The organism is Actinomyces sp. HMSC08A09 (assembly GCF_001807465.1).
GTDB classification, from domain to species: Bacteria; Actinomycetota; Actinomycetes; order Actinomycetales; family Actinomycetaceae; genus Actinomyces; species Actinomyces oris.
This window is the reverse complement of the sequence record NZ_KV789118.1, coordinates 81,379-102,567: the sequence shown is the minus strand read 5'-3', so window position 1 is coordinate 102,567 and position 21,189 is coordinate 81,379. Positions and strand designations below refer to the sequence as shown.

Annotated in this window: 20 protein-coding genes and 1 tRNA gene; 9 read left to right on the top strand and 12 right to left on the bottom strand. The window is 66.1% G+C overall.

Features of this window, described 5'->3' with window-relative positions; genetic code table 11:
- Positions 1-145 precede the first annotated feature (145 nt).
- From zwf to HMPREF3165_RS05925, 8 genes are all read left to right on the top strand, one after another.
- Positions 146-1,729 (top strand): glucose-6-phosphate dehydrogenase, encoded by a 1,584-nt coding sequence (gene zwf / locus HMPREF3165_RS05960; protein WP_070511529.1) that lies wholly within the window; start codon positions 146-148, stop codon positions 1,727-1,729.
- A complete protein-coding gene (locus HMPREF3165_RS05955; protein WP_070511527.1) occupies positions 1,726-2,697 on the top strand; it encodes a glucose-6-phosphate dehydrogenase assembly protein OpcA in 972 nt (323 codons plus the stop codon). Before zwf ends, HMPREF3165_RS05955 begins: the two co-directional genes overlap by 4 nt.
- On the top strand, positions 2,690-3,484 hold the full coding sequence (gene pgl / locus HMPREF3165_RS05950; RefSeq protein ID WP_070511525.1) for a 6-phosphogluconolactonase: 795 nt from the start codon (positions 2,690-2,692) through the stop codon (positions 3,482-3,484). Before HMPREF3165_RS05955 ends, pgl begins: the two co-directional genes overlap by 8 nt.
- 86 nt (positions 3,485-3,570) lie before the next feature.
- Positions 3,571-4,632 carry an HNH endonuclease family protein gene (locus tag HMPREF3165_RS05945; RefSeq protein WP_070511523.1) on the top strand — a complete coding sequence of 354 codons (1,062 nt, stop codon included), beginning with the start codon at positions 3,571-3,573 and terminating at the stop codon, positions 4,630-4,632.
- A gap of 22 nt (positions 4,633-4,654) precedes the next feature.
- Entirely contained in the window at positions 4,655-5,092 is a 438-nt protein-coding gene (locus HMPREF3165_RS05940; RefSeq protein WP_070511521.1) for an RNA-binding S4 domain-containing protein, read from the top strand.
- Positions 5,093-5,192: 100 nt separating this feature from the next.
- A tRNA-Pro gene (locus tag HMPREF3165_RS05935) sits at positions 5,193-5,269 on the top strand.
- A 473-nt stretch (positions 5,270-5,742) separates the two neighbouring features.
- On the top strand, positions 5,743-6,702 hold the full coding sequence (locus HMPREF3165_RS05930; protein WP_070511519.1) for a CAP domain-containing protein: 960 nt from the start codon (positions 5,743-5,745) through the stop codon (positions 6,700-6,702).
- Between the two features lie 144 nt (positions 6,703-6,846).
- Positions 6,847-7,716 (top strand): HAD family hydrolase, encoded by an 870-nt coding sequence (locus HMPREF3165_RS05925; protein WP_070511517.1) that lies wholly within the window; start codon positions 6,847-6,849, stop codon positions 7,714-7,716.
- A 65-nt stretch (positions 7,717-7,781) separates the two neighbouring features.
- Here the strand turns inward: HMPREF3165_RS05925 and HMPREF3165_RS05920 are convergent, their stop codons facing one another.
- The gene (locus tag HMPREF3165_RS05920) at positions 7,782-8,078 is read right to left on the bottom strand and encodes a rhodanese-like domain-containing protein (RefSeq protein ID WP_256275087.1); all 297 of its coding nucleotides are present in this window, start codon (positions 8,076-8,078) and stop codon (positions 7,782-7,784) included.
- A 63-nt stretch (positions 8,079-8,141) separates the two neighbouring features.
- A complete protein-coding gene (pgi, locus tag HMPREF3165_RS05915; RefSeq protein WP_070511513.1) occupies positions 8,142-9,797 on the bottom strand; it encodes a glucose-6-phosphate isomerase in 1,656 nt (551 codons plus the stop codon).
- A 322-nt stretch (positions 9,798-10,119) separates the two neighbouring features.
- Here pgi and HMPREF3165_RS13760 point away from each other — a divergent pair, with 322 nt between their 5' ends.
- Positions 10,120-10,320, top strand: a complete 201-nt coding sequence (locus tag HMPREF3165_RS13760) for a hypothetical protein (RefSeq protein ID WP_070511511.1) — start codon at positions 10,120-10,122, stop codon at positions 10,318-10,320.
- Between the two features lie 41 nt (positions 10,321-10,361).
- On the opposite strand, the gene HMPREF3165_RS13755 is transcribed toward HMPREF3165_RS13760, so the two are convergent.
- The 10 genes from HMPREF3165_RS13755 to secG form a co-directional block, all read right to left on the bottom strand.
- The gene (locus tag HMPREF3165_RS13755; RefSeq protein ID WP_256275108.1) at positions 10,362-10,490 is read right to left on the bottom strand and encodes a helix-turn-helix domain-containing protein; all 129 of its coding nucleotides are present in this window, start codon (positions 10,488-10,490) and stop codon (positions 10,362-10,364) included.
- Positions 10,491-10,719: 229 nt separating this feature from the next.
- The gene (locus tag HMPREF3165_RS13245; RefSeq protein ID WP_141745021.1) at positions 10,720-12,075 is read right to left on the bottom strand and encodes a hypothetical protein; all 1,356 of its coding nucleotides are present in this window, start codon (positions 12,073-12,075) and stop codon (positions 10,720-10,722) included.
- 945 nt (positions 12,076-13,020) lie between these two features.
- Positions 13,021-15,180 carry a bifunctional cytidylate kinase/GTPase Der gene (gene der, locus HMPREF3165_RS05900; protein ID WP_070511586.1) on the bottom strand — a complete coding sequence of 720 codons (2,160 nt, stop codon included), beginning with the start codon at positions 15,178-15,180 and terminating at the stop codon, positions 13,021-13,023.
- A 130-nt stretch (positions 15,181-15,310) separates the two neighbouring features.
- Complete coding sequence (locus tag HMPREF3165_RS05895) at positions 15,311-16,471, bottom strand: prephenate dehydrogenase (RefSeq protein ID WP_070511509.1); 1,161 nt, start codon at positions 16,469-16,471, stop codon at positions 15,311-15,313.
- On the bottom strand, positions 16,468-17,442 hold the full coding sequence (locus tag HMPREF3165_RS05890) for a pseudouridine synthase (RefSeq protein WP_070511508.1): 975 nt from the start codon (positions 17,440-17,442) through the stop codon (positions 16,468-16,470). Before HMPREF3165_RS05890 ends, HMPREF3165_RS05895 begins: the two co-directional genes overlap by 4 nt.
- The gene (gene scpB / locus HMPREF3165_RS05885; RefSeq protein WP_070511506.1) at positions 17,439-18,038 is read right to left on the bottom strand and encodes an SMC-Scp complex subunit ScpB; all 600 of its coding nucleotides are present in this window, start codon (positions 18,036-18,038) and stop codon (positions 17,439-17,441) included. The genes HMPREF3165_RS05890 and scpB overlap by 4 nt, the downstream gene beginning before the upstream one ends.
- Positions 18,035-18,856, bottom strand: a complete 822-nt coding sequence (locus tag HMPREF3165_RS05880; protein WP_070511504.1) for a segregation and condensation protein A — start codon at positions 18,854-18,856, stop codon at positions 18,035-18,037. The genes scpB and HMPREF3165_RS05880 overlap by 4 nt, the downstream gene beginning before the upstream one ends.
- Positions 18,846-19,718, bottom strand: a complete 873-nt coding sequence (locus HMPREF3165_RS05875; RefSeq protein WP_009406376.1) for a ParA family protein — start codon at positions 19,716-19,718, stop codon at positions 18,846-18,848. The genes HMPREF3165_RS05880 and HMPREF3165_RS05875 overlap by 11 nt, the downstream gene beginning before the upstream one ends.
- A gap of 160 nt (positions 19,719-19,878) precedes the next feature.
- Complete coding sequence (xerD, locus tag HMPREF3165_RS05870) at positions 19,879-20,802, bottom strand: site-specific tyrosine recombinase XerD (RefSeq protein ID WP_043537648.1); 924 nt, start codon at positions 20,800-20,802, stop codon at positions 19,879-19,881.
- Between the two features lie 91 nt (positions 20,803-20,893).
- Positions 20,894-21,136 (bottom strand): preprotein translocase subunit SecG, encoded by a 243-nt coding sequence (gene secG / locus HMPREF3165_RS05865; RefSeq protein ID WP_009406441.1) that lies wholly within the window; start codon positions 21,134-21,136, stop codon positions 20,894-20,896.
- Between the last annotated feature and the right edge of the window lie 53 nt (positions 21,137-21,189).

Below are 21,189 nucleotides of genomic sequence, written 5' to 3'. Positions count from 1 at the left end.
GGCGCTACAGTGACAGGTGCGGCCAGCACGGTTCCTCCAGGCGGTGCAGCGGCCCTGGCCGGGCCTCCGCTCAGAGCGCCGCAGTGCTCCGACAACCCGTCGGTGCCACCTGGTCCGCCGTTCGTCGAATCTCAGAAAGGCTGACGTGTCCAGCTCCGACTCTGCGACTCCGTTCCCGTCGTCGAGACCCGCGCGGGCGGTCAACCCGCTTCTCGACGCCCGTGACCTTCGCCTTCCGCGTATCGCGGACCCCTGCGTCCTGGTGATGTTCGGCATTACCGGCGATCTGGCCCGTCACAAGCTCCTGCCCGCGATCTACGACCTGGCCAACCGGGGCCTGCTCTCCCCCAGCTTCTCCCTGGTGGGGGTCGGCCGGCGCTCCTGGTCCGACGACGACCTGCGCGCCTACGTGGAGAAGTCGGCTCGGGAGGGCGCCCGCACCCCGTGGCGTCCCGCCATCTGGGAGCAGCTGGCAGCGGGGATGCGCTTCGTGGAGTTCGCCTCCTTCGAGGACGACGCCGCCTACGACCGGCTCACGGCCGTGGTGGATGACCTGGACGCCACCCGGGGCACGCGCGGCAACCGCGCCTTCTACCTGTCGATCCCTCCGGGGTGGTTCCCCGCCGTCACCGAGCGCATTGCCCGCTCCGGGCTCGTGGAGGAGTCGCCCGAGGCCTGGCGTCGCGTGGTCATTGAGAAGCCCTTCGGGCACGACCGCGCCAGCGCCCGAGAGCTCGATGACCTCGTGGGACGCATCGTGCGTCCCGACGACGTCTTCCGGGTCGACCACTACCTGGGCAAGGAGACGGTGCAGAACATCCTGGCGCTGCGGTTCGCCAACACGATGTTCGAGCCGCTGTGGAACCAGCGTTACGTCGACCACGTCCAGATCACGATGGCCGAGGACATCGGTATCGGAACCCGGGCCGGCTACTACGACACCATCGGCTCGGCACGCGACGTCATCCAGAACCACCTGCTCCAGCTCCTGGCGCTGACCGCGATGGAGGAGCCCACCAGCATGGAGGCGGCCGCGGTGCGCCTGGAGAAGGAGAAGGTGCTCAACTGCGTGCGTCTGGAGCGCGATGGGGTGCTGGACCTGGACCTCACCACTGCCCGGGGCCGTTACGACGCCGGCTTCCAGGGAGGGCTGCCGGTGCGGGGCTATCTGGAGGAGGACGGCGTCGCCGCCGACTCCCGCACGGAGACCTTCGCCGCCCTGCGCCTGGAGATCGCCAACCGTCGCTGGGCCGGCGTGCCGTTCTACCTGCGCGCCGGTAAGCGCCTGACCCGCCGGGTCACCGAGGTCGCCGTCGTCTTCAAGCAGCCGCCGTTCCTGCCCTTTGAGTCGGCGGCCACCACGGCCGTGGGTGCCAACACCATCGTGCTGCGCATCCAGCCCGATGAGGGCATCACGCTGCGGCTGGCTTCCAAGGTGCCCGGAACCCAGATGGAGCTGCGCGACGTCTCCATGGACTTCGGCTACGGAGCCACCTTCAACGAGGAGTCCCCGGAGGCCTACGAGCGACTCATCCTCGATGCGCTCCTGGGTGACGCCCCCCTCTTCCCCCACCAGCGCGAGGTCGACCTGTCCTGGCGCATCCTCGATCCCGTCATCGAGCACTGGAGCGCCGGTGGGAGTCCCGAGGGCTATCGCCCCGGCTCCTGGGGGCCGGCCAGTGCCCACGAACTCCTTGCCCGCGACGGCCGCACCTGGAGGCGCTCATGATTACCACACTGACCGCGACGACCACCTCCCGGATCGTCTCCCGGCTGGTGGAGCACGAGGGGACCTCCGGCTCCTCCCGGGTGCTGACTCTCGTGATCTCCACCGACGAGAAGGGGCTGGAAGACGCGCTGTGCGCCGCGCACGGTGCCAGTCGGGACCACCCCAGCCGCATCATCGCCGTCGTCAAACCGCCTGAGGAGGACACTGCCGGTCGCGTGACTCCGCGCAGCCGTGACGGACACGTCCCGGCCCAGGCCGGCGGGCACCTGGACGCTGAGATCCGTGTCGGTCACGACGCCGGTGCCGGCGAGACACTGGTCCTGCGGCCCTGGGACGAGGCGGCTCTGCACACCGACACGCTGGTGGTGCCCTTCCTCCTGCCCGACGCCCCGGTGGTCGTGTGGTGGCCGACGACCGTCCCCGAGATCCCCTCGCAGGATCCCTTGGGACGCCTGGGCTCCACACGCATCACCAACACCCCCGCGCAGGACTTCCCCGCCAGGGCGCTGCGAGAGCTGGCGCCGGTGAGCGTGCGCGGCGACATCGACCTGGCCTGGACCCGCATCACTCTGTGGCGCGCCATGGTGGCCTCCACCCTGGACCCGCTGCTGCGCTCGGGCAGCCTGCGAGAGGTCGTGGTCGCCGGCGAGCCGAGGAACTCCTCGCTCTCCCTCATGATCGCGTGGTTGCGGCTGCGACTGGACGTACCGGTCACGAGAGTCGATGAGGAGGACTTCAAGGGCATCTCCTCCATCACCGCCAGAACCGACGACGGCGAGGTCATCATCGCCCGCCACGATCTGGAGCGGGTCACGATCACGCGCCCCGGCTCCCCCGAGCCCCAGGTGGTCACGATGGCGCGGCGCGAGCCGGTCAGCACCCTCAACGAGGAGCTGCGCCGGCTCACCCCCGACCTCGTCTACCAGGAGGTCCTGGCCACGCTGCTCGAGGAGCCCGTCAATGACTGACACCGGTACCCCCCGCACCCAGGCCATCGCCGAGATCCAGGAGGCGGCTTCGGCCGCCGCCACGCCAGAGGTCATCGTGCTTCCCACACTGAGCGACGCCGCGCGCAGGGCCTGCCAGGACACCGTGCGGATCCTGGCCGCGGCGGTGACGGAGCGGGGAGTCGCCCACCTGGCGCTGACAGGCGGTTCCGGGGGGATGGCGCTGTCTGAGGCCCTCGCGCCGCTCATCACCGCCCAGCCCGAAGAGGTGCGTCGCGCCATCCACCTGTGGTTCGGTGACGAGCGCTTCGTGCCCGCCGGGGACCCGGAACGCAACGATCTGCTGGCCACGCCCCTCATCGCCGCAGGCATCAGGGAGTCTCAGACCCACCGGCTGGCCGCTCCGAACGAGGTCAGTGACCTGGATGAGGCGACCGCCCGCATGGCCCACGAGCTTGAGTCGGCGGGTGTCACCCACGGCGGCTTCGACGTCGTCCACGTGGGGCTGGGACCTGACGCGCACGTCTGCTCCCTCTTCCCAGGACACCCGGCCGCGCTCGCGGCGGGAGCTCCCGCCGTGGCCGTGCGCAACTCGCCCAAACCGCCTCCTGAGCGCTACTCCTTGACCTTCGAGGCCTTGCAGCATGCCGGCCGGGTCATGGTGGTGGCCGGCGGTGCGGGCAAGGCCGAGGCAGTCCGCCTCGGGCTGGGCACTCCCGATGTGCTCAAGGCACCGGCCTCGTGCTGCCGGGGAGAGCAGACCACTTGGTACCTGGACGAGCAGGCCAATGCCCTGACGACTGATTGAGTCTGATCCGGTCGCCCTGCTGGCGCAGTGCGGGCCGACGAACGAGCCCGAGAGTTCATGTCGGTGGGTGGGGCTACCGTAGCCCCATGAACGCTTCCGGCCGGCTCCTGGCGCGCCTGACGGTGCTCGGTGCGCTCAGCGCGTCGGGGATGACAGCAGCTCTTCCCGTCCATGCCGATGACGCCTCGCCGGAGCCCTCCCAGAGGTCGGCGACCACCGAGCTCGCCGCCCTCCATGAGGCGCCCTGGGACCGCAGAGGAGACTTCATCCTGTCCCTGAAGTCCTCCCTTGAGGCGCTTTCGGAGCTGCCCGAGGACGCTCCGGCCGCCCACTCCTGGGCCGAGGGAGGTTCCCGCACCGGCTGGTTCGGTGAGGCCTGGACCGACGTCGACGGTGACGGTTGTGACACTCGTAACGAAATCCTGGCCCGGGACCTGACGGACGCCGACTTCTCGCGCGCCGACGGCATTCAGTCCCGGGAGGAGGGACGTGGCCGGGGTGCGGGCGTGTGCCCGGACGCCACCGTATGGGCGGGTGTCCTTCAAGATCCCTATACCGGCAGAAGGGTCACCTTCACACGTGGTCAGGAGACCTCGGCGGCTGTCCAGATCGACCATGTAGTGCCGCTGAACTACCTCTACGCCCACGGAGCCTGGCAGTGGGATGAGCGCACTCGACTACTGGTGGCCAACGACCCGCTGAATCTCGTCGCCGTTGAAGGCGAGGCCAACCAGGCCAAGGGCGCCTGCGGACCGGCGAGCTGTCCCGTTGGTTCCACCGAGACCGGCAGCTGGCGGCCCACCGGCCCGGGCGGCTGGTGGCCGGCCAACACCTCATACCGCTGCACCTACGCACGTCGCTTCGTCTCAGTGGCCGCCTCCTACCGGCTCGGCCTGCCCCAGGCCGACAAGGCGGCGCTGAGCACCACCTTGAACAGCTGTCTCACCGGTGGGGACGGGACCGCATCCCTCCCGGAACGAGCCGCTCGTAGCGCGAAAGAGGTCGGCTCCGCGGTGTGGCACAGTCCCCGATACGCCGCACTGGCAGCGCTCGGAGCCCTGGTACTGGGCTGGGGACTCATCCTTCGGGGCCGACGCCGAGGGCGCGCAGCCTCACGGCGTCGGCGCCGTTCCATGTCCCGCCACTGAGCCTCCTGCTTAGGATGCCGCCATGGCAGCTCACCCCCGTTCCGCCTCCGGCGGCAACAGCGCTCCAAGTGCACCGACGTCGGCTCGTATCGACGTCTGGCTGTGGAGCGTGCGGCAGATCAAGTCCCGTTCGGCGGCGACAAGCGCCTGCAAGGCGGGGCATGTACGCATCAACGGAGAGACTGCCAAGCCCGCCCAGCACGTCTCGGTGGGGGACGAGGTCCGCTACCGCGTCGATGGCTTCGACCGGCTACTGACCGTGACCCGGATCCTCACCAAGCGGGTAGGTGCCCCCATCGCCCGCACCGCGTACATCGACTCCTCTCCCCCTCGCCCGTCGCCCCTGGATGCGCCGGCCGCCGTCATCCGAGATCGCGGGGCAGGACGGCCCACGAAGAAGGAGCGTCGTCAGCTCGACGCCCTCATGGGAGGCGGACGCCATCAGGATGACCGCGTCTGACGCGCTGGGGTGAGCGGCCTCACCGCCAGCAGATTTCGGAAGGAGCCGCCCCATGGGTTAAGGTTCTGCTCGTTGCAAGCGGCCCGGAGCCGCGAGTCAACGGGCTGTGGCGCAGTTTGGTAGCGCACTTGACTGGGGGTCAAGGGGTCGTGGGTTCAAATCCCGCCAGCCCGACCAGGGCAAAGGTCCGCACTCTTTCAAAGGAGTGCGGACTTTTTTGTCGACAGCACTTCGGCAGCAGACGTTCACATTCTTCCGATGCCACCCTTATCAACACAAGCCACATTTGCATCCCACATAACAACCATTAGGCTAATTTAAGCCGATGAGCCCGATAGCAATTTACCGACCTTTAATCACGATCCAGTCAACGTTGCAATGACGGCGATCACCCAGCCCGCCCGCCGCCTGCGGCCAGTTTTCATTGGTACCTCAAGACGAAAGAACTACCCCTTGCAGTCGGCCACATGATTCAGCCGCGCGACGAATTCGGTCAGAAAAGTCACAACCGAATAACATGCATGGCCGACGCGACTGTGGTTGAGTGAACACCGACATCAAGGGTGTCTCACAGCATCCTGCGCGTCGGCTCATCGTCGATTGTGCAAATCAGACTGTGTTCTCATATTCCCGATCAGAGAGAACGACACATGAACATCAAGCGCGTCATCGCCGCAGCTGCGCTCACCGTCGTGCCGCTGACCGCCTCCTCGGCCGCACTGGCCGCTCCGGCCGCCCCTCAGGGCGCACCTGCAGCCGCCGCCGCGGTTCCCGCCCAGGTGACCTCGGAGGGGGCCCAGTACGCCGACACCGTCCTGAACAAGGTCAACGAGCTGCGCAGCAGCCTGAACCTTCAGCCCGTGACCCGGTACCAGGAGCTCGACGCCGTCGCACAGGACTGGTCCGAGCAGCAGGCCGCCGCCAACAACATGAGCCACCGCCCCGACTTCACGTCGGCTTACCCCTCGGGCTGGACCACCGGCTCTGAGAACGTGGCCTGGCGTACCGCGGGTGGTGACACCGGCGCGCAGATCTTCAACCAGTGGCTCAACTCCCCCGGCCACTACAAGAACATGACCGACCCGAACGTCAACTCCATCGGCATCGGATTCGCCCAGACCTCGGACGGCAAGTGGTACGCCACCCAGAACTTCGCCGCCTACAACGTCAGCAACTCGACGCTGACCCCGTCAACCACGACGACCACCAACACCACCACCACGACGACGAAGAGCAACACCCCGCCGTCGACGACCGACACCCCGCCGACGGACACCACCGTCCCCAGCCCGACGCCGACCCCGGAGACCACTCCGTCGACGCCGTCCACCGAGACGACTGCTCCGGCTCCGACTGCTCCCCCGACCTCGGAGACCACCACCCCTGCGTCCACGCCGTCCGCTCCGGCCACCACGGTGACCACTGAGACCGTCACGACCACCGGTACCCCGGCCAAGCCGTCCGCGACTCCTGTCGTTGCGGCTCCTCGCACCACCCCGACGAAGCCCGCCCTGGCCACCACTGGTCCGAGCATTGCCGTCGCCGTCGCCGCCGCCGGCCTGCTGGGCACCGGCGCCGTCCTCGTCATGCGTCGCCGCCAGGCCAGCTGACTGAGCTGAAGGCTCTCAGAGCGCGAGCTGTTCCTCTGACGGGCGCCTGTTGGTCCACTGATCGGTGTGGGCCGGCAGGCGCCCGTCTTGTGCGCGCCTCACGCCGTGCTGACATGGACGCATCATCCTTGAGAGGATGACGCCGTGAAGCACCTTCCCCTGGAGCCCGAGCTCCTCGCAGCGTTGCCCGCGCAGATCGATCTCCGTCTTGTTGTCACCGACATGGACGGAACTCTCCTGGATGGTCATGGGCGCGTTCCCGCCGGGCTGCTGGATGCAGTCGAAGACATGCGAGCCGCCGGCATCGTCTTCGCTCCTGCCTCGGGCAGGCAACTGGCGAACCTGCGTGCGGTCCTGGGCTCCGCCGTCGAGGACTCACCACTGATCGCTGAGAACGGTTCCTTCGTCGTTCACGGCGGTGAGGAGATCCACTCCGACACCATCAGCGCCCAGGACGCCGAGGCCGCCATCACCACCACCCGCCACCTGGTCGACTCCGGGTACGACGTCGGCGCGGTTGTGGCCTGCAAGCACTGCGCCTACATCGAGCGCTCGGATGCGGCCTTCCTGGAACAGACCGGGTTGTACTACGAGGCGCTGGAGATCGTCGAGGACCTGACCGCCATCGCCCTGGATGAGGTGCTCAAGGTCGCGGTCTTCGACTTCGACGACGTTGAGAACGGCAGTTCTCAGGCGCTGACCGCTGCGGTTCCGCACGTGCAGACCGTCGTCTCCGGGTTGCACTGGACGGACATGATGTCGGCACAGGTTTCCAAGGGGCGGGCCCTGGCGGCGCTTCAGGCCAGGCTCGGAGTCCTCCCGGAGCAGACTGCTGTCTTCGGGGACTACCTCAACGACCTGGATCTCTACGACTATGCGGATCTGGGCTTCGCCATGCGCAATGCCCACCCCGGCATCCATGCCGCAGCGGCGTACACGGCGCCCGCCAATACCGAGGACGGTGTCCTGCGTACAGTCGAGGAGCTGCTCAGGCGTTCTCGGAGACGAGGCTGAGATACGCGGGACGGCCCCGAACCGGTCAGTCCGAGGCCATCCCGATGGCTTGGTTGCCCGCCGGGTTACTGACCCAACCAGGCCTTCATGCCGCCGCTGACGTTGAGCAGCTCGCCGGTGTAGCCGGCAGCGGTCAGAGCCGTGACCGCCTTGGCGGAGCGCACTCCGCCGGCACAGATGACCGCAGTGGGGCGGGACGCATCGAGCTCTCCCATCCGGTCGGCCACCTCGCCCAGTGGGATGTTGACTGAACCGGGGATCGCCGTGCGCGCCACCTCGTCGGGCTCGCGCACGTCAAGGACCACCAGATCCTCCCCCGTCTCGAGCCGACGCCGCAGCTCATCGACGCTGATTTCCTTCACGATGTCCTCCTCAACGGGATATGAGTCGCTGACACGACAGAGTATTCGGCTGGTCTGGCCAGGCTAGCGGCGCAGGCTGCGGTAGCGGGTGATGAGGCCCCGGGTGGAGGCGTCCTGCCCTGCGAGGGCCTCCTCGTCGCCCTGGACAGCGGGGGCGATCTCGAGGGCCAGCTTCTTGCCCAGCTCCACTCCCCACTGGTCGAAGGAGTCGATGCCCCACACGATGCCCTGGGTGAAGGTGATGTGCTCGTAGAGGGCGATGAGCTCTCCGACGACCGCGGGCGTCAGCGCCGGGGCGAGGATCGAGGTGGTCGGCTTGTTGCCGGCGAAGACGCGGGCCGGGACGATCTCCTCGGCGGTGCCCTCGGCACGCACCTCATCGGCGGTCTTGCCGAAGGCGAGCGCCGCAGTCTGGGCCAGGTAGTTGGACAGGAACAGCTCGTGGACGTCCACTCCCCCGTCCTTGGTGGGGTGCGCGGGATTGGCCACGGCGATGAAGTCCGCGGGGATGAGCTGGGTGCCCTGGTGGATGAGCTGGTAGAAGGCGTGCTGGCCGTTGGTGCCCGGCTCACCCCAGAAGACCTCGCCGGTCTCGGTGGTCACGGGGCTGCCGTCCCAGCGCACGGACTTGCCGTTGGACTCCATGGTGAGCTGCTGGAGGTAGGCGGGGAAGCGGTGCAGGTACTGGGCGTAGGGAAGGATGGCGTGGGAGCCGGCCTTGAAGAAGTTGACGTACCAGACGTTGAGCAGGCCCATGAGCATGGGGACGTTCTCGGCCGGGGCCTTGGTGGCGAAGTGCTCGTCAACGGTGTGGAAGCCGGAGAGGAAGTCGGCGAAGTTCTCCGGGCCGATGGCCACGGCCAGGACCGTACCGACGGCGGAGTCCACCGAGTAGCGTCCACCCACCCAGTTCCAGAAGCCGAAGGCGTTGGCCGGGTCGATGCCGAACTCGGCGACCTTGTCCAGGGCGGTGGAGACGGCCACGAAGTGCTTGGCGATGGCGCCGTCGGTCTCAATGCCCTTGGCCTGGAGGGCGGCCAGGAACCAGTCGCGGGCCATGCGGGCGTTGGTGAGGGTCTCCAGGGTGGTGAAGGTCTTGGAGGCGATGATGAACAGGGTCGTCTCCGGGTCGAGGTCCGCGACCTTCTCGGCACAGTCGGTGGGGTCGATGTTGGAGATGAAGCGGCACTCAAGGCCCTTCTGCACGTAGGGCTTGAGGGCCTCATAGACCATGACGGGGCCGAGGTCGGAGCCGCCGATGCCAATATTGACCACCGTCTTGATGGGCTTGCCGGTGATGCCGGTCCACTCCCCCGAGCGGACACGTCGGGCGAAGGCGTAGATCTTCTCCAGGACCTCGTGAACGTCGGCGACGACGTCCTGGCCGTCCACGGTCAGGGAGTCGGCGGCCGGGCGGCGCAGGGCGGTGTGGAGAACGGCCCGGTCCTCGGTGATGTTGATGTGCTCACCGGCGTACATGGCGTCGCGGCGGCCCGGGACGTCCACCTGCTCGGCGAGCTCGACCAGGGCAGCGCGGACGTCGTCGGTCAGCAGGTTCTTGGACAGGTCGACGTAGAGGTCTCCCAGCTCGTAGGAGAAGCGCTCGGCGCGCTGCGGGTCGTCGACGAACCAGGCGCGCAGGTCCGGGGTCATGGAGTCGTGGAGTTCGGTGAGGCGCTTCCAGGCGGGCGTGGTGGTGGGGTCAACCGGATTCAGCATGGCTACAGTCTATGGGTGTTGCGGCCGCACGCCACTGTCCGGTGCCAACCGTTCTCACGCTGGCGGCGTCCTGATGGTTCTCAACGAGCCGGCGCAGCATCCTCAATGCTGCCCCGTACGATGAGGCGATGGAACCTTCTTCAGCCGGCTTCCAGAGAACAGGCGGGTGGCTGCCTCGGACACTCACCTGCGTCGAGACGATTGTCGTGCTTGTGTCACTGGCAGTAGGCATCATCACAACAACCAGCTGGCAGAACACCTACAATCTCCCTGCGTGCCCACCCCGGCACACGTGAGCTGCTTGGGTCAGACCCGTGAGGTTATGAACAAGAACCAGGCCATCCTGTTGCTGGGAGTCGTGCCCCTCCTACTGGCTGCAGCCGATGTGTGGGCGCTGGTCCAGATGCGATGGCATCGCACGACTCGCTGGGTGCAAGTCTCCTGCGTACTGCTGACACCGAGCGTGCTGATGACTCTGAGCACCCTGACGGCATGGTGGAGCTTCCGCTCCCTGATCTATTGATCGAGCGGCGCAGCCCGAGGCTCGAGACCACTACCGGTCACCTACCGGCCACTGAGAGCCTGACGATCGCTAATGGTCTGCTGTCGGTACAGGCTCGGTGAGAAACCCAGGACGCGTCGGAAGTCGGCGGTCAGGTGGGCGTGGTCCGCGTAGTCGAGCTCGGCGGCCACCTACGCATACGGTGACGGACGGATCCTCCCGAAGCCGCCGTGCCGCCTCTTGGAGCCGGTAGCGTCGGATCACTGCGAGTGGGGGCAGGCCGATGATGCACTTCTCACAGAGGCGTTGGAGACTTCGGACAGAAAGATCGAGGCGTCGCACCAGTTGATCGACACGCAAGACACTTCAGCAACCACGCCAAACAGACGACAGTTCCGCAACGGCCATTTAGACAAACTATCACCAACGAATATTCCTCGTCCTGCCAGAACCACCACTAGTCAACCCCATTCTCTTTTTAACAACATAATACAGAAATATGAAATTGACAGAAGCCGCCACCATAACCGAAGCAATTTCATTCTGTCTTCGAAGATGTTTCTCCAAAGCACAAAGATACTCTTCACCTCTTCGCCTATCAAGTAGGTCGCGCTCAGGTTTATCTAGAATTTCAGAAATTCGGAGCTTCTCTCTATCCAGGTGACCAACATTATTCCCAATAAAGTATTCAAAAACTTCCGCCATAGGCGCCATAACCCCAAGCAGTGTCGCAAATAGTGTCGCCACCTCAATCGGTCGATCAGGCGATCTCGCAAATTGGTTAAAACTCCAGACAAATCTGTCAGAAATCCATACCAGCAACCCCAAACCTAAGATGTTCATCAAAGCTAGACTTAGAAGATGATCCTGTAGAACACAATGGACTACTTTACCAGTAAAAGTCCAGTCATCCTTAGCCTTCGGAACGTCGAAAAATTTCAAAGTCGCAACGCAAGTCAACCATAAAACTCCGACATATAGCATAGACAACAATCCCCACCATCCAACATGCAGCCTAGAGGAAGGGTACTGAAACAGTACAACACCGTACACTAAGGATGCCAGCGCAGATGAAACTGACCCAAAATAGACCAGACCAGGCACCACCGTCACCCCACGCAGAATGAAAACATTATTGACGTAAGACACACGAGAAAAACTGAAAGCCCCAACAGTCATGGCAACTACGATAACCGAGCAAACCAACATTCGATATATTACTTTAGGGTGCGGCTCAAGGTTAGTTAAGTTTAACCACGATGCCGTAATGTAGACAAAAGCAACAAGCGCAATGTATGCACCGAGCATTCCAACCCTTATAGACCACTCCCTATAGCGCAAACTATCATACCCTACCGCATTCTTTTCGTTTTCAATTACCACATTGAAGTTCTCTTTAACCCAAGAGAAAGAACACCATACAAAAAATGGAAACAACAGACCTACCGAAATGGCTGAATATCTACCGCCTTTGAAGGCAACAACTTGCACGAAAATGAGGCAAACTGAGAATACGGAAGCTCTCGCGACACTCCACACCATCCACAAATCTCCGTCATATAAAACTGTCGAAGCACTTGACGCTATAAGAATTGCGAGACCGGAAGCTAGGACAACAGCGCCTTCCGAAAGAGTTACTTTTTCAGGCTTGGCTAGGACGACATGAACGAAAACTGCGGCAAGTACGGCTGTGGGCAACGAGCGTAGAAGGCGCTCAACTGATGAAACAGACGACGGTGCAGTGATGAAGGATAACGCGAATACGAACGCCAGCATGCACCCGATTCCTGCAGTTAATGTCACCGGCTCTAATCCGCGATACATAAAGAGGAGGGGAATAGATAGTGCTGTGGTAGTTAGAGTTAACGCGTATGCTACAACTCCACGATAACTTAGGTTGCATAAATGTGCAAAGAAAACGACCAGCACACACGTTAACAAGGGTTTACTCCACAAGCCGACAAGACCAGAAGTGCTCAATGGAAGTACCCCGTTGACTTGACGTAAGTTATCGGTTGCCAGTAGACATGAGAATAGAACTAGCAGATAGCCAACGGCCATGTACCTTAAAGCAGAGCTACGTTCCCAGTTTCTCCTTTTGCAGCCAACGTGTACCGATACCCCGACGAGACAAGTCAGCACCCCACACATGATGATCAAGAATGCCGCATGGTACCATCCAGGAAGATTAAAACCTCCAGCACGATTAAAAGTCCAGTTTCTGACGGTGTTCGCATCCAGATTCCACTGAATCTGTGTCAGCACTCCGACTGCAAATCCAAACAATCCGGAAACGCAAGCAACTACCCGAGATACACTTCTCCAGGAAGTTCGAATCTCAACATATCCAATTGCGCATACCGTCGGAAGAATTAAAGCGTCACCCCAGTTCGCCGAAAGGTAGTATGGAAGGGTTTCCATCCCATCATAGGAATACTTGTAACTGAACTCCCAGAACGCCCTCATGACGCCCCAACCGAATATGAGGACAAGAAACCAGATAGCCACTGGCACTACATATGGCTTAACCGCACGATCACTTCGACCAATTAAGATGGAATTCTTACCTAAACTCGACACAATTGTTACCCTTTCTTATGGGTTATTGAGTCAACATTTACTTGTTCGAGTTTAGTTCAAATACCGTCATTAAACCATATGCCACAGAGTGACCAGTCGGCCTACTAAGGTTGACAATCTGATTGAATACAGTCAGGCATCTCAGCGCCGCTGGCGCTTCTCACGCACGCGCACCCCGATCTGGATGGGGGTGCCGGTGAAGCCGAACTCCTCACGCAGGCGCCGCTCGATGAAGCGCCGGTAGCCGGCGTCGAGGAAACCGGTGGTGAAGATGACGATCCGGGGCGGGGCCACCTGGACCTGAGTGGCGAAGAGGATGCGGGGCTGCTTGCCGCCTCGCACCGGGTGCGGGGTGGCGGACTGCAGCTGCCCCAGGAAGCCGTTGAGCCGGCCTGTGGGCACGCGCGTGGTCCAACCCTCCAGTGCGGCGTCGAGAGCGCGCACGAGCCGGTTGGTGTGCCAGCCGGTCCGGGCTGCCAGGTTGATGTGGGGGGCCCAGGAGACGTGGGCCAGGTCGTGCTCGACCTCCCACAGGAGCATCTTCTGGCGCTCCTCGTCCACCAGGTCCCACTTGTTGTTGACCAGCACCAGGGCGCGGCCGGCATCGACGGCCTGCTGGACCACGCGCACGTCCTGCTCACTGATCGGCTCGGAGGCGTCCAGCAGGACGACGGCGACCTCGGCCTTGTCGATGGCGCCCTGCGTGCGCAGCACCGCGTAGTAGTCGGCGCCCCGTGACTGCTTGACCCGCCGGCGGATCCCCGCGGTGTCGACGAAGACCCACTGGCGCCCGTCGAGCTCGATGATCTCGTCGACCGGGTCACGGGTCGTGCCCGCGGTCTCGTTGACGACGACGCGCTCCCGGCCCGCGATGGAGTTCAGCAGAGAGGACTTGCCGACGTTAGGACGCCCCACGAGAGCGATGCGGTGCAGGTCCCCCTCCGGCGCTGCGGTGGCCACGGCGGAGACCTCCGGAAGGACCTCCATGACGGCGTCGAGGACCTCGCCGCTGCCCCGGCCGTGAAGGGCCGAGACCGGGAAGGGCTCGCCCAGCCCCAGGTTCCACAGGGTGGCGGCGTCCCCCTCCTGGGCCGGGGAGTCGACCTTGTTGGCGGCCAGCACCACCGGCTTGCCGCTGCGGCGCAGCATCCGCACCACGCGGGCGTCGGTCTCGGTGATACCGACCTGGGCGTCGACGACCAGCAGGACGGCATCGGCCATCTCCACGGCGATCTCGGCCTGGGTGGCCACGGCGGCGTCGAGGCCGGCCACGTCCACCTCCCATCCGCCGGTGTCGACGATGGTGAAGCGGCGCCCGGCCCACTCCGCGGGGTAGGAGACCCGGTCGCGCGTGACACCGGGGGTGTCCTGGACGACGGCCTCGCGACGGCCCAGGACCCGGTTGACCAGCGTCGACTTGCCCACGTTGGGGCGGCCGACGACGGCCAGGACCGGCAGTCCGGGCTCGACGCTGTCACCGGTGGGCAGGCCGCCGTCGGCCTCCAGGAGGGCGAGGTCCTCCTCATCGAGCTCGTAGTCGGCCAGGCCCGCGCGCATGGCCTGGGCCCGCAGGTCCTCCTCGGCGTCCCGTTGGGCGGCGGCGTCGGCGGCCTCCTCCACCAGGTCCAGGACCCGTTCGACGGACTGCTCCAGGGTCAGCTCCGAGGTGTCCACCAGGGTGACGCCCTCGGGCGCGGTGAGGAACTGGGAGACCGTGGCGTCATCACGGTCGCGGCGCACCACCTGGTCGCGCAGGGCGTCGGCGTCGACCTGCTTGCCGGCGGCCTCCAGGTCCCCGGCGCGGCGGGCCAGGCGGGCCTCCTCCGAGGCGGTCACCAGTAGGCGGGCGTCGGCGTCGGGCGCGATGACGGTGGTGATGTCACGTCCCTCGGCCACGATGCCGGCACCGGCGGAGAAGGAGCCGGTGTGCCCGGTCGCCTCGAAGCGGATGATCTCGCGCTGGCGGCGCGCCAGGTCAGCACGCACCTCGAGGTTGGTGGCGACCTTCGAGACGACGGTGGCGATGTGCGGGTCGCGGATCGCGGTCGATACGTCCGTGCCGTCCACGGTGAAGGTGGGGTGCTCGGGATCCAGCCCCATGTGCAGGGGCATCGCGGTGACGGCCTCGGCGACGGCGGCCCCGTCCTCCAGGTCGATGCCCTCGCGCTCGCACCACCAGGCGGCGGCCCGGTACATGGCACCGGTGTCCAGGTAGGCCAGTCCCAGCTCGGCGGCGACGCGCCGCGAGACGGTGGACTTGCCCGATCCGCTCGGTCCGTCGATCGCAACGACGATTCCCATGGTGCCCTCCATCAGGGTCCGATTGACGGTCATGAACTGGGCCAAGCGTCCCACACTCCGGCGCGGTACCGCGGATCAGGTCCCCATGAGTACTGACACAGGCGGACCTCGGTGACGGATTGAACCGGCTTCAGCCCGCGACGACGCGCCAGCCCTGGGCGTCCAGGGCCTCCTCCAGCCGTTGGGCGGCCGCCGGAAGGACGGAGATGAGGGCGATGCCCGCGCTCTGCCCGGCCGAGTGCTCCAGGGAGAAGTCCTCGATGTTGACGCCGGCGGCTCCGACGTCCGAGAAGAGCCTGCCCAGCTCGCCGGCGGCGTCGGGTACCAGGACCTGGACCTCGGTGTAGCGGCGCGGCGCCCCGCCGTGCTTTCCGGGGATGCGTTCCCGACCGAGGTTTCCCCGTGTCATGACATCGGTGACCGCGCCGACGGCCCCGGGAGCGACCACACGTGCCGCTCCCGGAGCTGTGTGCTCCGGACTGTCCGAATCGCAGGCGGCCGCTTCGATCCCTGTGATCAGTACGCCTAGGTCATCACGGATTCGGCGCAGCAGGTCGACCACGGGCCCGGCGTTGCCCACGATGATGGCCGACCACAACCTGGGATCCGAGGCCGCGATCCTGGTGACGTCACGAAGCCCCTGCCCCGACAGAGCCAGGGCCCCCTCCCCCAGCTCCTCCAGGCGGGCGGCCACGAGTGAGGAGACGAGCTGGGGCATATGGGAGACGGCAGCGACGGCAGCGTCATGCTCCGCCGCACCCATGCGCACCGGGGTGGCGCCCACATCGACCGCCAGGTTCCTGATGACCAGCTCCGCCTGTGGATCGGCGTCCTGGCCGACCACCACCCAGGGGCGCCCGGCGAAGAGGTCGCAGTCGGCGGCGCCGGCGCCCGAGCGCTCCCGGCCGGCCATCGGGTGGGAGCCGACGTACCTGCGGGCCTCGTCTCCCGCCCGGGCCCGGACCTCGGCGACGACCCGTTCCTTGACGGAGGCGACGTCAGTGACCACAGCACTGGGGTGGGCGCTCAGCTGCGCGACGACGACGTCGGCGGTGACGTCGGGGGGCGTGGCCACGACGACGATCTGCGGCTCAGGGCTGTCCTCGTCATGAAGCGATCCTGCTCCCATGTCTCGGGCCAGGGCCAGGGAGGTGGGCGAGGTGTCGGAGAGCAGGACCTCGACACCTGCCGCCCGCAGCGCCAGGGCGAGTGAGGTTCCCAGCAGCCCCGTGCCGACGATGAGCACCGGGCCGCGCGTGGACACTGACGCCCGCGGCTCGGGGGCGCTCACAGCCCGACCTCCTGCTGCAGTGCGGCGATCTCCTCGCCGCTGAGGGGGCGCGTCTGGCCGGGGCGCAGGTTGCCCAGCCGCAGCGGTCCGAGCCGGGTGCGCGCCAGACGCGTCGCAGGGTGGCCGACAGCGTCCAGCATGCGCCGCACGACGCGGTTCTTGCCGGAGTGGAGGGGGATCTCAACGATGGAACCGCGCGGCCCGGAATCCTTGACGGTCACTCGGTCCGCCTTGGCCTCACCGTCCTCCAGCTCGATGCCGCGCCGCAGCTTACGCGGGACCCAGGGCTCAACCTGTCCCTCAACGATGGCGACATAGGTCTTCGCGATCTCAAAGCTGGGGTGCATGAGCCGGTGGGAGAGCTCGCCGTCGTTGGACAGCAGGAGCAGCCCCTCGGTCTCAGTGTCGAGGCGCCCGACATGCACCAGGCGCAGCGAGTCGGGCAGCTCGGGGTGCTCGGCCAGGTAGTCGCGTCCGTACTGGGCCACGGTGGGGCGGCCCTCAGGGTCCTCCATGGTGGTGACGACCCCTGCCGGCTTGTGGAGCATGAGGGTGATGAGCTCGGGGTTGGTGAGGATTCGGCTGCCGTCAACGCGGATCTCCTGGGTCAGCGGGTCCACCCTGACGCCCGCCTCGGTGACGGAAATACCGTCGACGCTGACGCGGCCGTCGGCGATGAGCTGCTCGCAGGCGCGGCGCGAGGCAACCCCTGCGTGGGCCAGGACCTTCTGCAGCCGTTGTCCGGAGGCGACGTGCGGGTCGTCCTGGCCGCCCTTGGTGGCGCGCTCACGCATCTGAAGCAGACGGGCTTCCTCGTCCTCGTCAATGGCCTCGGCGTCGAAGGCCGCCAGATCGCCGGCGTCGGCCCGCTCATCCAGCTCCTCGAGGTCATCCTCGTCGTAGAACTCCTGGGCCCCAAAATCGCTGTGGGGCACGGACTCGGTTCGGGTGTGGCGGTTCCTCGGGGTCATGGGGTCCTCCTACCGGCCATCTCATCGGCCTGTTCGACGATCTCCCCCAGCGCCTCGACGCGGGGGAGGTAGGGAGCCAGGGGTGGCAGCTCGTCCAGGGAGTCGATTCCCAGGTACTCCAGGAAGTCTCCCGTGGTCCGGTACAGAATCGCACCGGAGGTCTCGGCACCGGCCTCCTCGATAAGGCCGCGGGCGTGCAGGGTGCGCATGACGCCGTCGACATTGACCCCGCGGATCTGCGCGACGCGCCCCCGGGTGACCGGCTGCCGGTAGGCGACGACGGCCAAGGTCTCCAGCGCTGCCTGGCTCAGGCGTGCGGTGGCGCCGCCAATGATGAACTGCTCGACGAGGTCGGCGTGCTCGGGCACGGAGGCGAAACGCCACCCACCTGCCGCACGTCGCAGGAGGAATCCATGAGCACGGCTGCCGGGCGCCTCTCCACGGTACTCGGCTGCTAGACCCTCGAGCAGTTCCTCGCAGACGCTCTCCTCCATACCGAGGGCCTCGGCGATCGCAGAGGTGATCACCGGCTCGTCGGCGACGATGAGGATAGCCTCAGCAGCACTGCGCAGCTCAGACCCCACAGCATCGCTCATGCGAATTCCTCCTCGAGCTCAGTAAGGTTCTCAGAGGTCATCATGCCGGTCAGGTCGTCCTGGCCGCCGCACCAGGTCACGGTGATCTCGCCCATGGCCTCCGTCTGGTCCAGCTCGGCACTGCCCTGCCGGTGGAGGATGAGCAGCGCCAGGAAGCGGGCCACCACGACGGCGGTGCGCTCGGCGTCCTCAATGATCTGGGCGAAGGTCAGGGTTCCGTGACTGCGCAGCCTGCTGGCGATGAGGCTCAGCTGCTCACCGACCGGTACCCGCTCGTGCAGGTGGACGGTCTGGACGCCCGGATCGGTGGGCCGGGTGAAGGCGCCCACCGCCAGCCGGGTCAGCTCCTCGGGGGTGATGGTGGCCACGAGCTTGGGCAGCAGCGCCGCCAGATGTGGTTCCAGGGCGACGATGCGCGGGTAGCTGCGTGCGGAGGTCTCCGCCCGGTGGCGGAAGGCAGCTGCGGCCTCCTTGAAGGCCCGGTACTGCAGGAGCCGGGCGAAGAGCAGGTCGCGGGCCTCGAGCAGCTCGAGGTCGGGCTCCTCCTCGTTCTCGTTACGGGGCAGAAGGCGGTGGGCCTTGAGCGCCAGGAGGGTGGAGGCCACGACGATGAACTCAGATGCGCGCCCCAGGTCCCAGTCCGAGCGCATGTGGGCGATGAAGTCGTCGGTCACCTCGGCCAGCGCCAGCTCGGTGACGTCGAGCCGCTTGCGGGCGATGAGACTCAGTAGCAGGTCGAAGGGGCCTTCGAACTGCGGCAGTGTGACGCTGAATCCGGGCAGCCTGGGCGGCCCCTGCTCCTCCGGCTCAGGCGACATCGCCGCGGGCGATGACCTCGCGGGCCAGCCGGCGGTAGGCGTCCGCACCGGGGTGGGAGGGTGCGTAGCTGGTGATCGGCTCGTTGGCCACGGAGGCGTCCGGGAACTTGATCGTGCGCCGGATGCGCGTGTCGAAGAGCTGCTCACCGAAGGCCTGCTCCAGGCGCTCAAGCACCTCCCGGGAGTGCAGGGTGCGGGAGTCCACCATGGTGGCCAGGATGCCGTCGATCTCCAGCGTGGCGTTGAGGCGGTCCTTGACCCGCTCGACGGTCTCCACCAGGAGCGCCACCCCACGCAGGGCGAAGAACTCGGTCTCCAGCGGGATGATGACGCCGTGGGAGGCGGTCAGGGCGTTGATGGTCAGCAGTCCGAGCGAGGGCTGGCAGTCCACGAGGATCACGTCGTACTCGTCGAGCACCGGACGCAGCACCCGCTTGAGGGCCTGCTCGCGGGCGACCTCGTTGACGAGCTGGACCTCGGCGGCGGACAGGTCGATGTTGGCCGGGACGATGTCCAGCCCCTCCACCGTGGTCTCGTGGATGACCGTGCGGATGTCCGGACGGCTGGCGACGAGCAGGTCGTAGATGGTGGAGTCGAGCTCGTGAGCGTTGATGCCCAGGCCGGCCGAGGCCGCTCCCTGGGGATCGAAGTCGACGATGAGGACCTTGCGCCCCAGCTCGGCCAGGGCCGCACCGAGGTTGATCGTCGTCGTGGTCTTGCCGACGCCGCCCTTCTGGTTGCACATGGAGATGACCCGAGCGGGTCCGTGCGACTCCAGCGGCGCGGGAACGGGGAAGTCCTTCTCCTCGCTCTCGTCGGTGCCGGGGTTGTCGATCAGGCCTGGCTGGATGGAGTCATTCACGTCAACCAGCCTAGTCGAAAGCCGACCGACATCGCCCAGTTCAGACGGGACACGCCAGAGATCAAGGCCAACGGGACCCCGCTTTCAGGCGCGGCCCGGTGCGCACTCAGGCTTCCCCCACCAAAGCCTGGGGTACGGCCCTCACCTGCGGGCTCATCGATCAGGCCAGAGCCCGCGGGTGACTGGTGGCGTAGACCTCCCGCAGGTGGTCGACGGTGACCTTCGTGTAGATCTGGGTGGTGGTGACCGAGGCGTGTCCGAGCATCTCCTGGACGACACGCACATCCGCCCCTCCCGCCAGCAGATGCGTGGCGAAGGAGTGGCGCAGGGTGTGGGGGGAGATGCGCCGCTCGTCGGCGCCGTCCGTCCCGATGAGACCGGCCCGTTCAGCGGCCTGTTGGAGGACCGCCCAGGCGCTCTGCCGACTCAGGGGCCTGCCCAGGGTGTTGAGGAAGACCTGTGGCACTCCCCTGCCCTTCTCGGCCAGGACCGGCCGCCCTCGCACCAGGTAGGCGTCCAGCGCCTCCCAGGCGTAGGCCCCCATGGGGACCACGCGTTCCTTGCGTCCCTTGCCGAACAGCCTCAGCAGCCTGGAGTCGGTGTCAAGGTCGTCGACGACGAGCCCCACCGCCTCGGAGATGCGGGCGCCGGTGGCGTAGAGGACCTCCAGCAGCGCTCGGTCGCGCAGGCTCACCGGGGAGTCGTCAACGCCTGCTGCCTCCAGGAGACGGCGGACCTCATCGACCCCTAAGGCCTTGGGCAGGCGCCTTCCGGGCTGGGGCGGGCGCACGGTGGCCGAGGGATCCTCTGAGGTGGTGCCCTCGGCCAGGAGGAACTTGTGCCAGCCGCGCACGGCCGTGACGGTTCTGGATGCCGAGGACGACGCCAGCGGACGGGCGCCGTCGGATCCGGTGCGCAGGACCTCGAGGAAGCCGGCCACGTCGTTGCGGCTGACGTCCTGCGGTGCTGAGATGCCGGCGCTCCTCAGGTAGCGCAGGTAGCGGCCGAGGTCGCGCTCGTAGGCGCTCAGGGTGTGAGGGCTCAGCCCGCGCTCGACACGCAGGTGGGCGAGATAGCCGCGCAGCCCTCGGTCCAGATCGTCTCCACGCGGATCGGGGGTGGTATCGACGGTCGGATCCGTCGTGTGCGCTGTGCTCGTCGGAGTCCGCCGAGGCTCAGCCGAGCTTGGCGACCAGGCCGAGCCCGACGATCGTGATCGTCCAGATGATGGCCACCGCCACCGTGATGCGGTCGAGGTTGCGCTCGGCCACGCCGGAGGACCCTGCGGAGGAGGAGATACCGCCGCCGAACATGTCCGACAGACCGCCGCCCTTGCCCTTGTGCAGGAGGATCGACATGATGAGGAAGAAGCTCGAGAGGACGAGCAGCACCTGAAGGACGATACGCACTACGTTCACGTCACGTTCCCTTCGTTGTTGGTTCCGTCTTGCTGCGGGGGCCTCACGCTCCG

Bases quoted from the DNA above. Each gene is read 5' to 3' on its own strand.
- HMPREF3165_RS05955 (WP_070511527.1), top strand. From the start codon at position 1,726: ATGATTACCACACTGACCGCGACGACCACCTCCCGGATCGTCTCCCGG.
- pgl (WP_070511525.1), top strand. From the start codon at position 2,690: ATGACTGACACCGGTACCCCCCGCACCCAGGCCATCGCCGAGATCCAG.
- HMPREF3165_RS05945 (WP_070511523.1), top strand. From the start codon at position 3,571: ATGAACGCTTCCGGCCGGCTCCTGGCGCGCCTGACGGTGCTCGGTGCG.
- HMPREF3165_RS05940 (WP_070511521.1), top strand. From the start codon at position 4,655: ATGGCAGCTCACCCCCGTTCCGCCTCCGGCGGCAACAGCGCTCCAAGT.
- HMPREF3165_RS05930 (WP_070511519.1), top strand. From the start codon at position 5,743: ATGAACATCAAGCGCGTCATCGCCGCAGCTGCGCTCACCGTCGTGCCG.
- pgi (WP_070511513.1), bottom strand. From the start codon at position 9,797: ATGCTGAATCCGGTTGACCCCACCACCACGCCCGCCTGGAAGCGCCTC.
- HMPREF3165_RS13760 (WP_070511511.1), top strand. From the start codon at position 10,120: ATGAACAAGAACCAGGCCATCCTGTTGCTGGGAGTCGTGCCCCTCCTA.
- HMPREF3165_RS13245 (WP_141745021.1), bottom strand. From the start codon at position 12,075: ATGCTGGCGTTCGTATTCGCGTTATCCTTCATCACTGCACCGTCGTCT.
- der (WP_070511586.1), bottom strand. From the start codon at position 15,180: ATGGGAATCGTCGTTGCGATCGACGGACCGAGCGGATCGGGCAAGTCC.
- HMPREF3165_RS05890 (WP_070511508.1), bottom strand. From the start codon at position 17,442: ATGACCCCGAGGAACCGCCACACCCGAACCGAGTCCGTGCCCCACAGC.
- scpB (WP_070511506.1), bottom strand. From the start codon at position 18,038: ATGAGCGATGCTGTGGGGTCTGAGCTGCGCAGTGCTGCTGAGGCTATC.
- HMPREF3165_RS05880 (WP_070511504.1), bottom strand. From the start codon at position 18,856: ATGTCGCCTGAGCCGGAGGAGCAGGGGCCGCCCAGGCTGCCCGGATTC.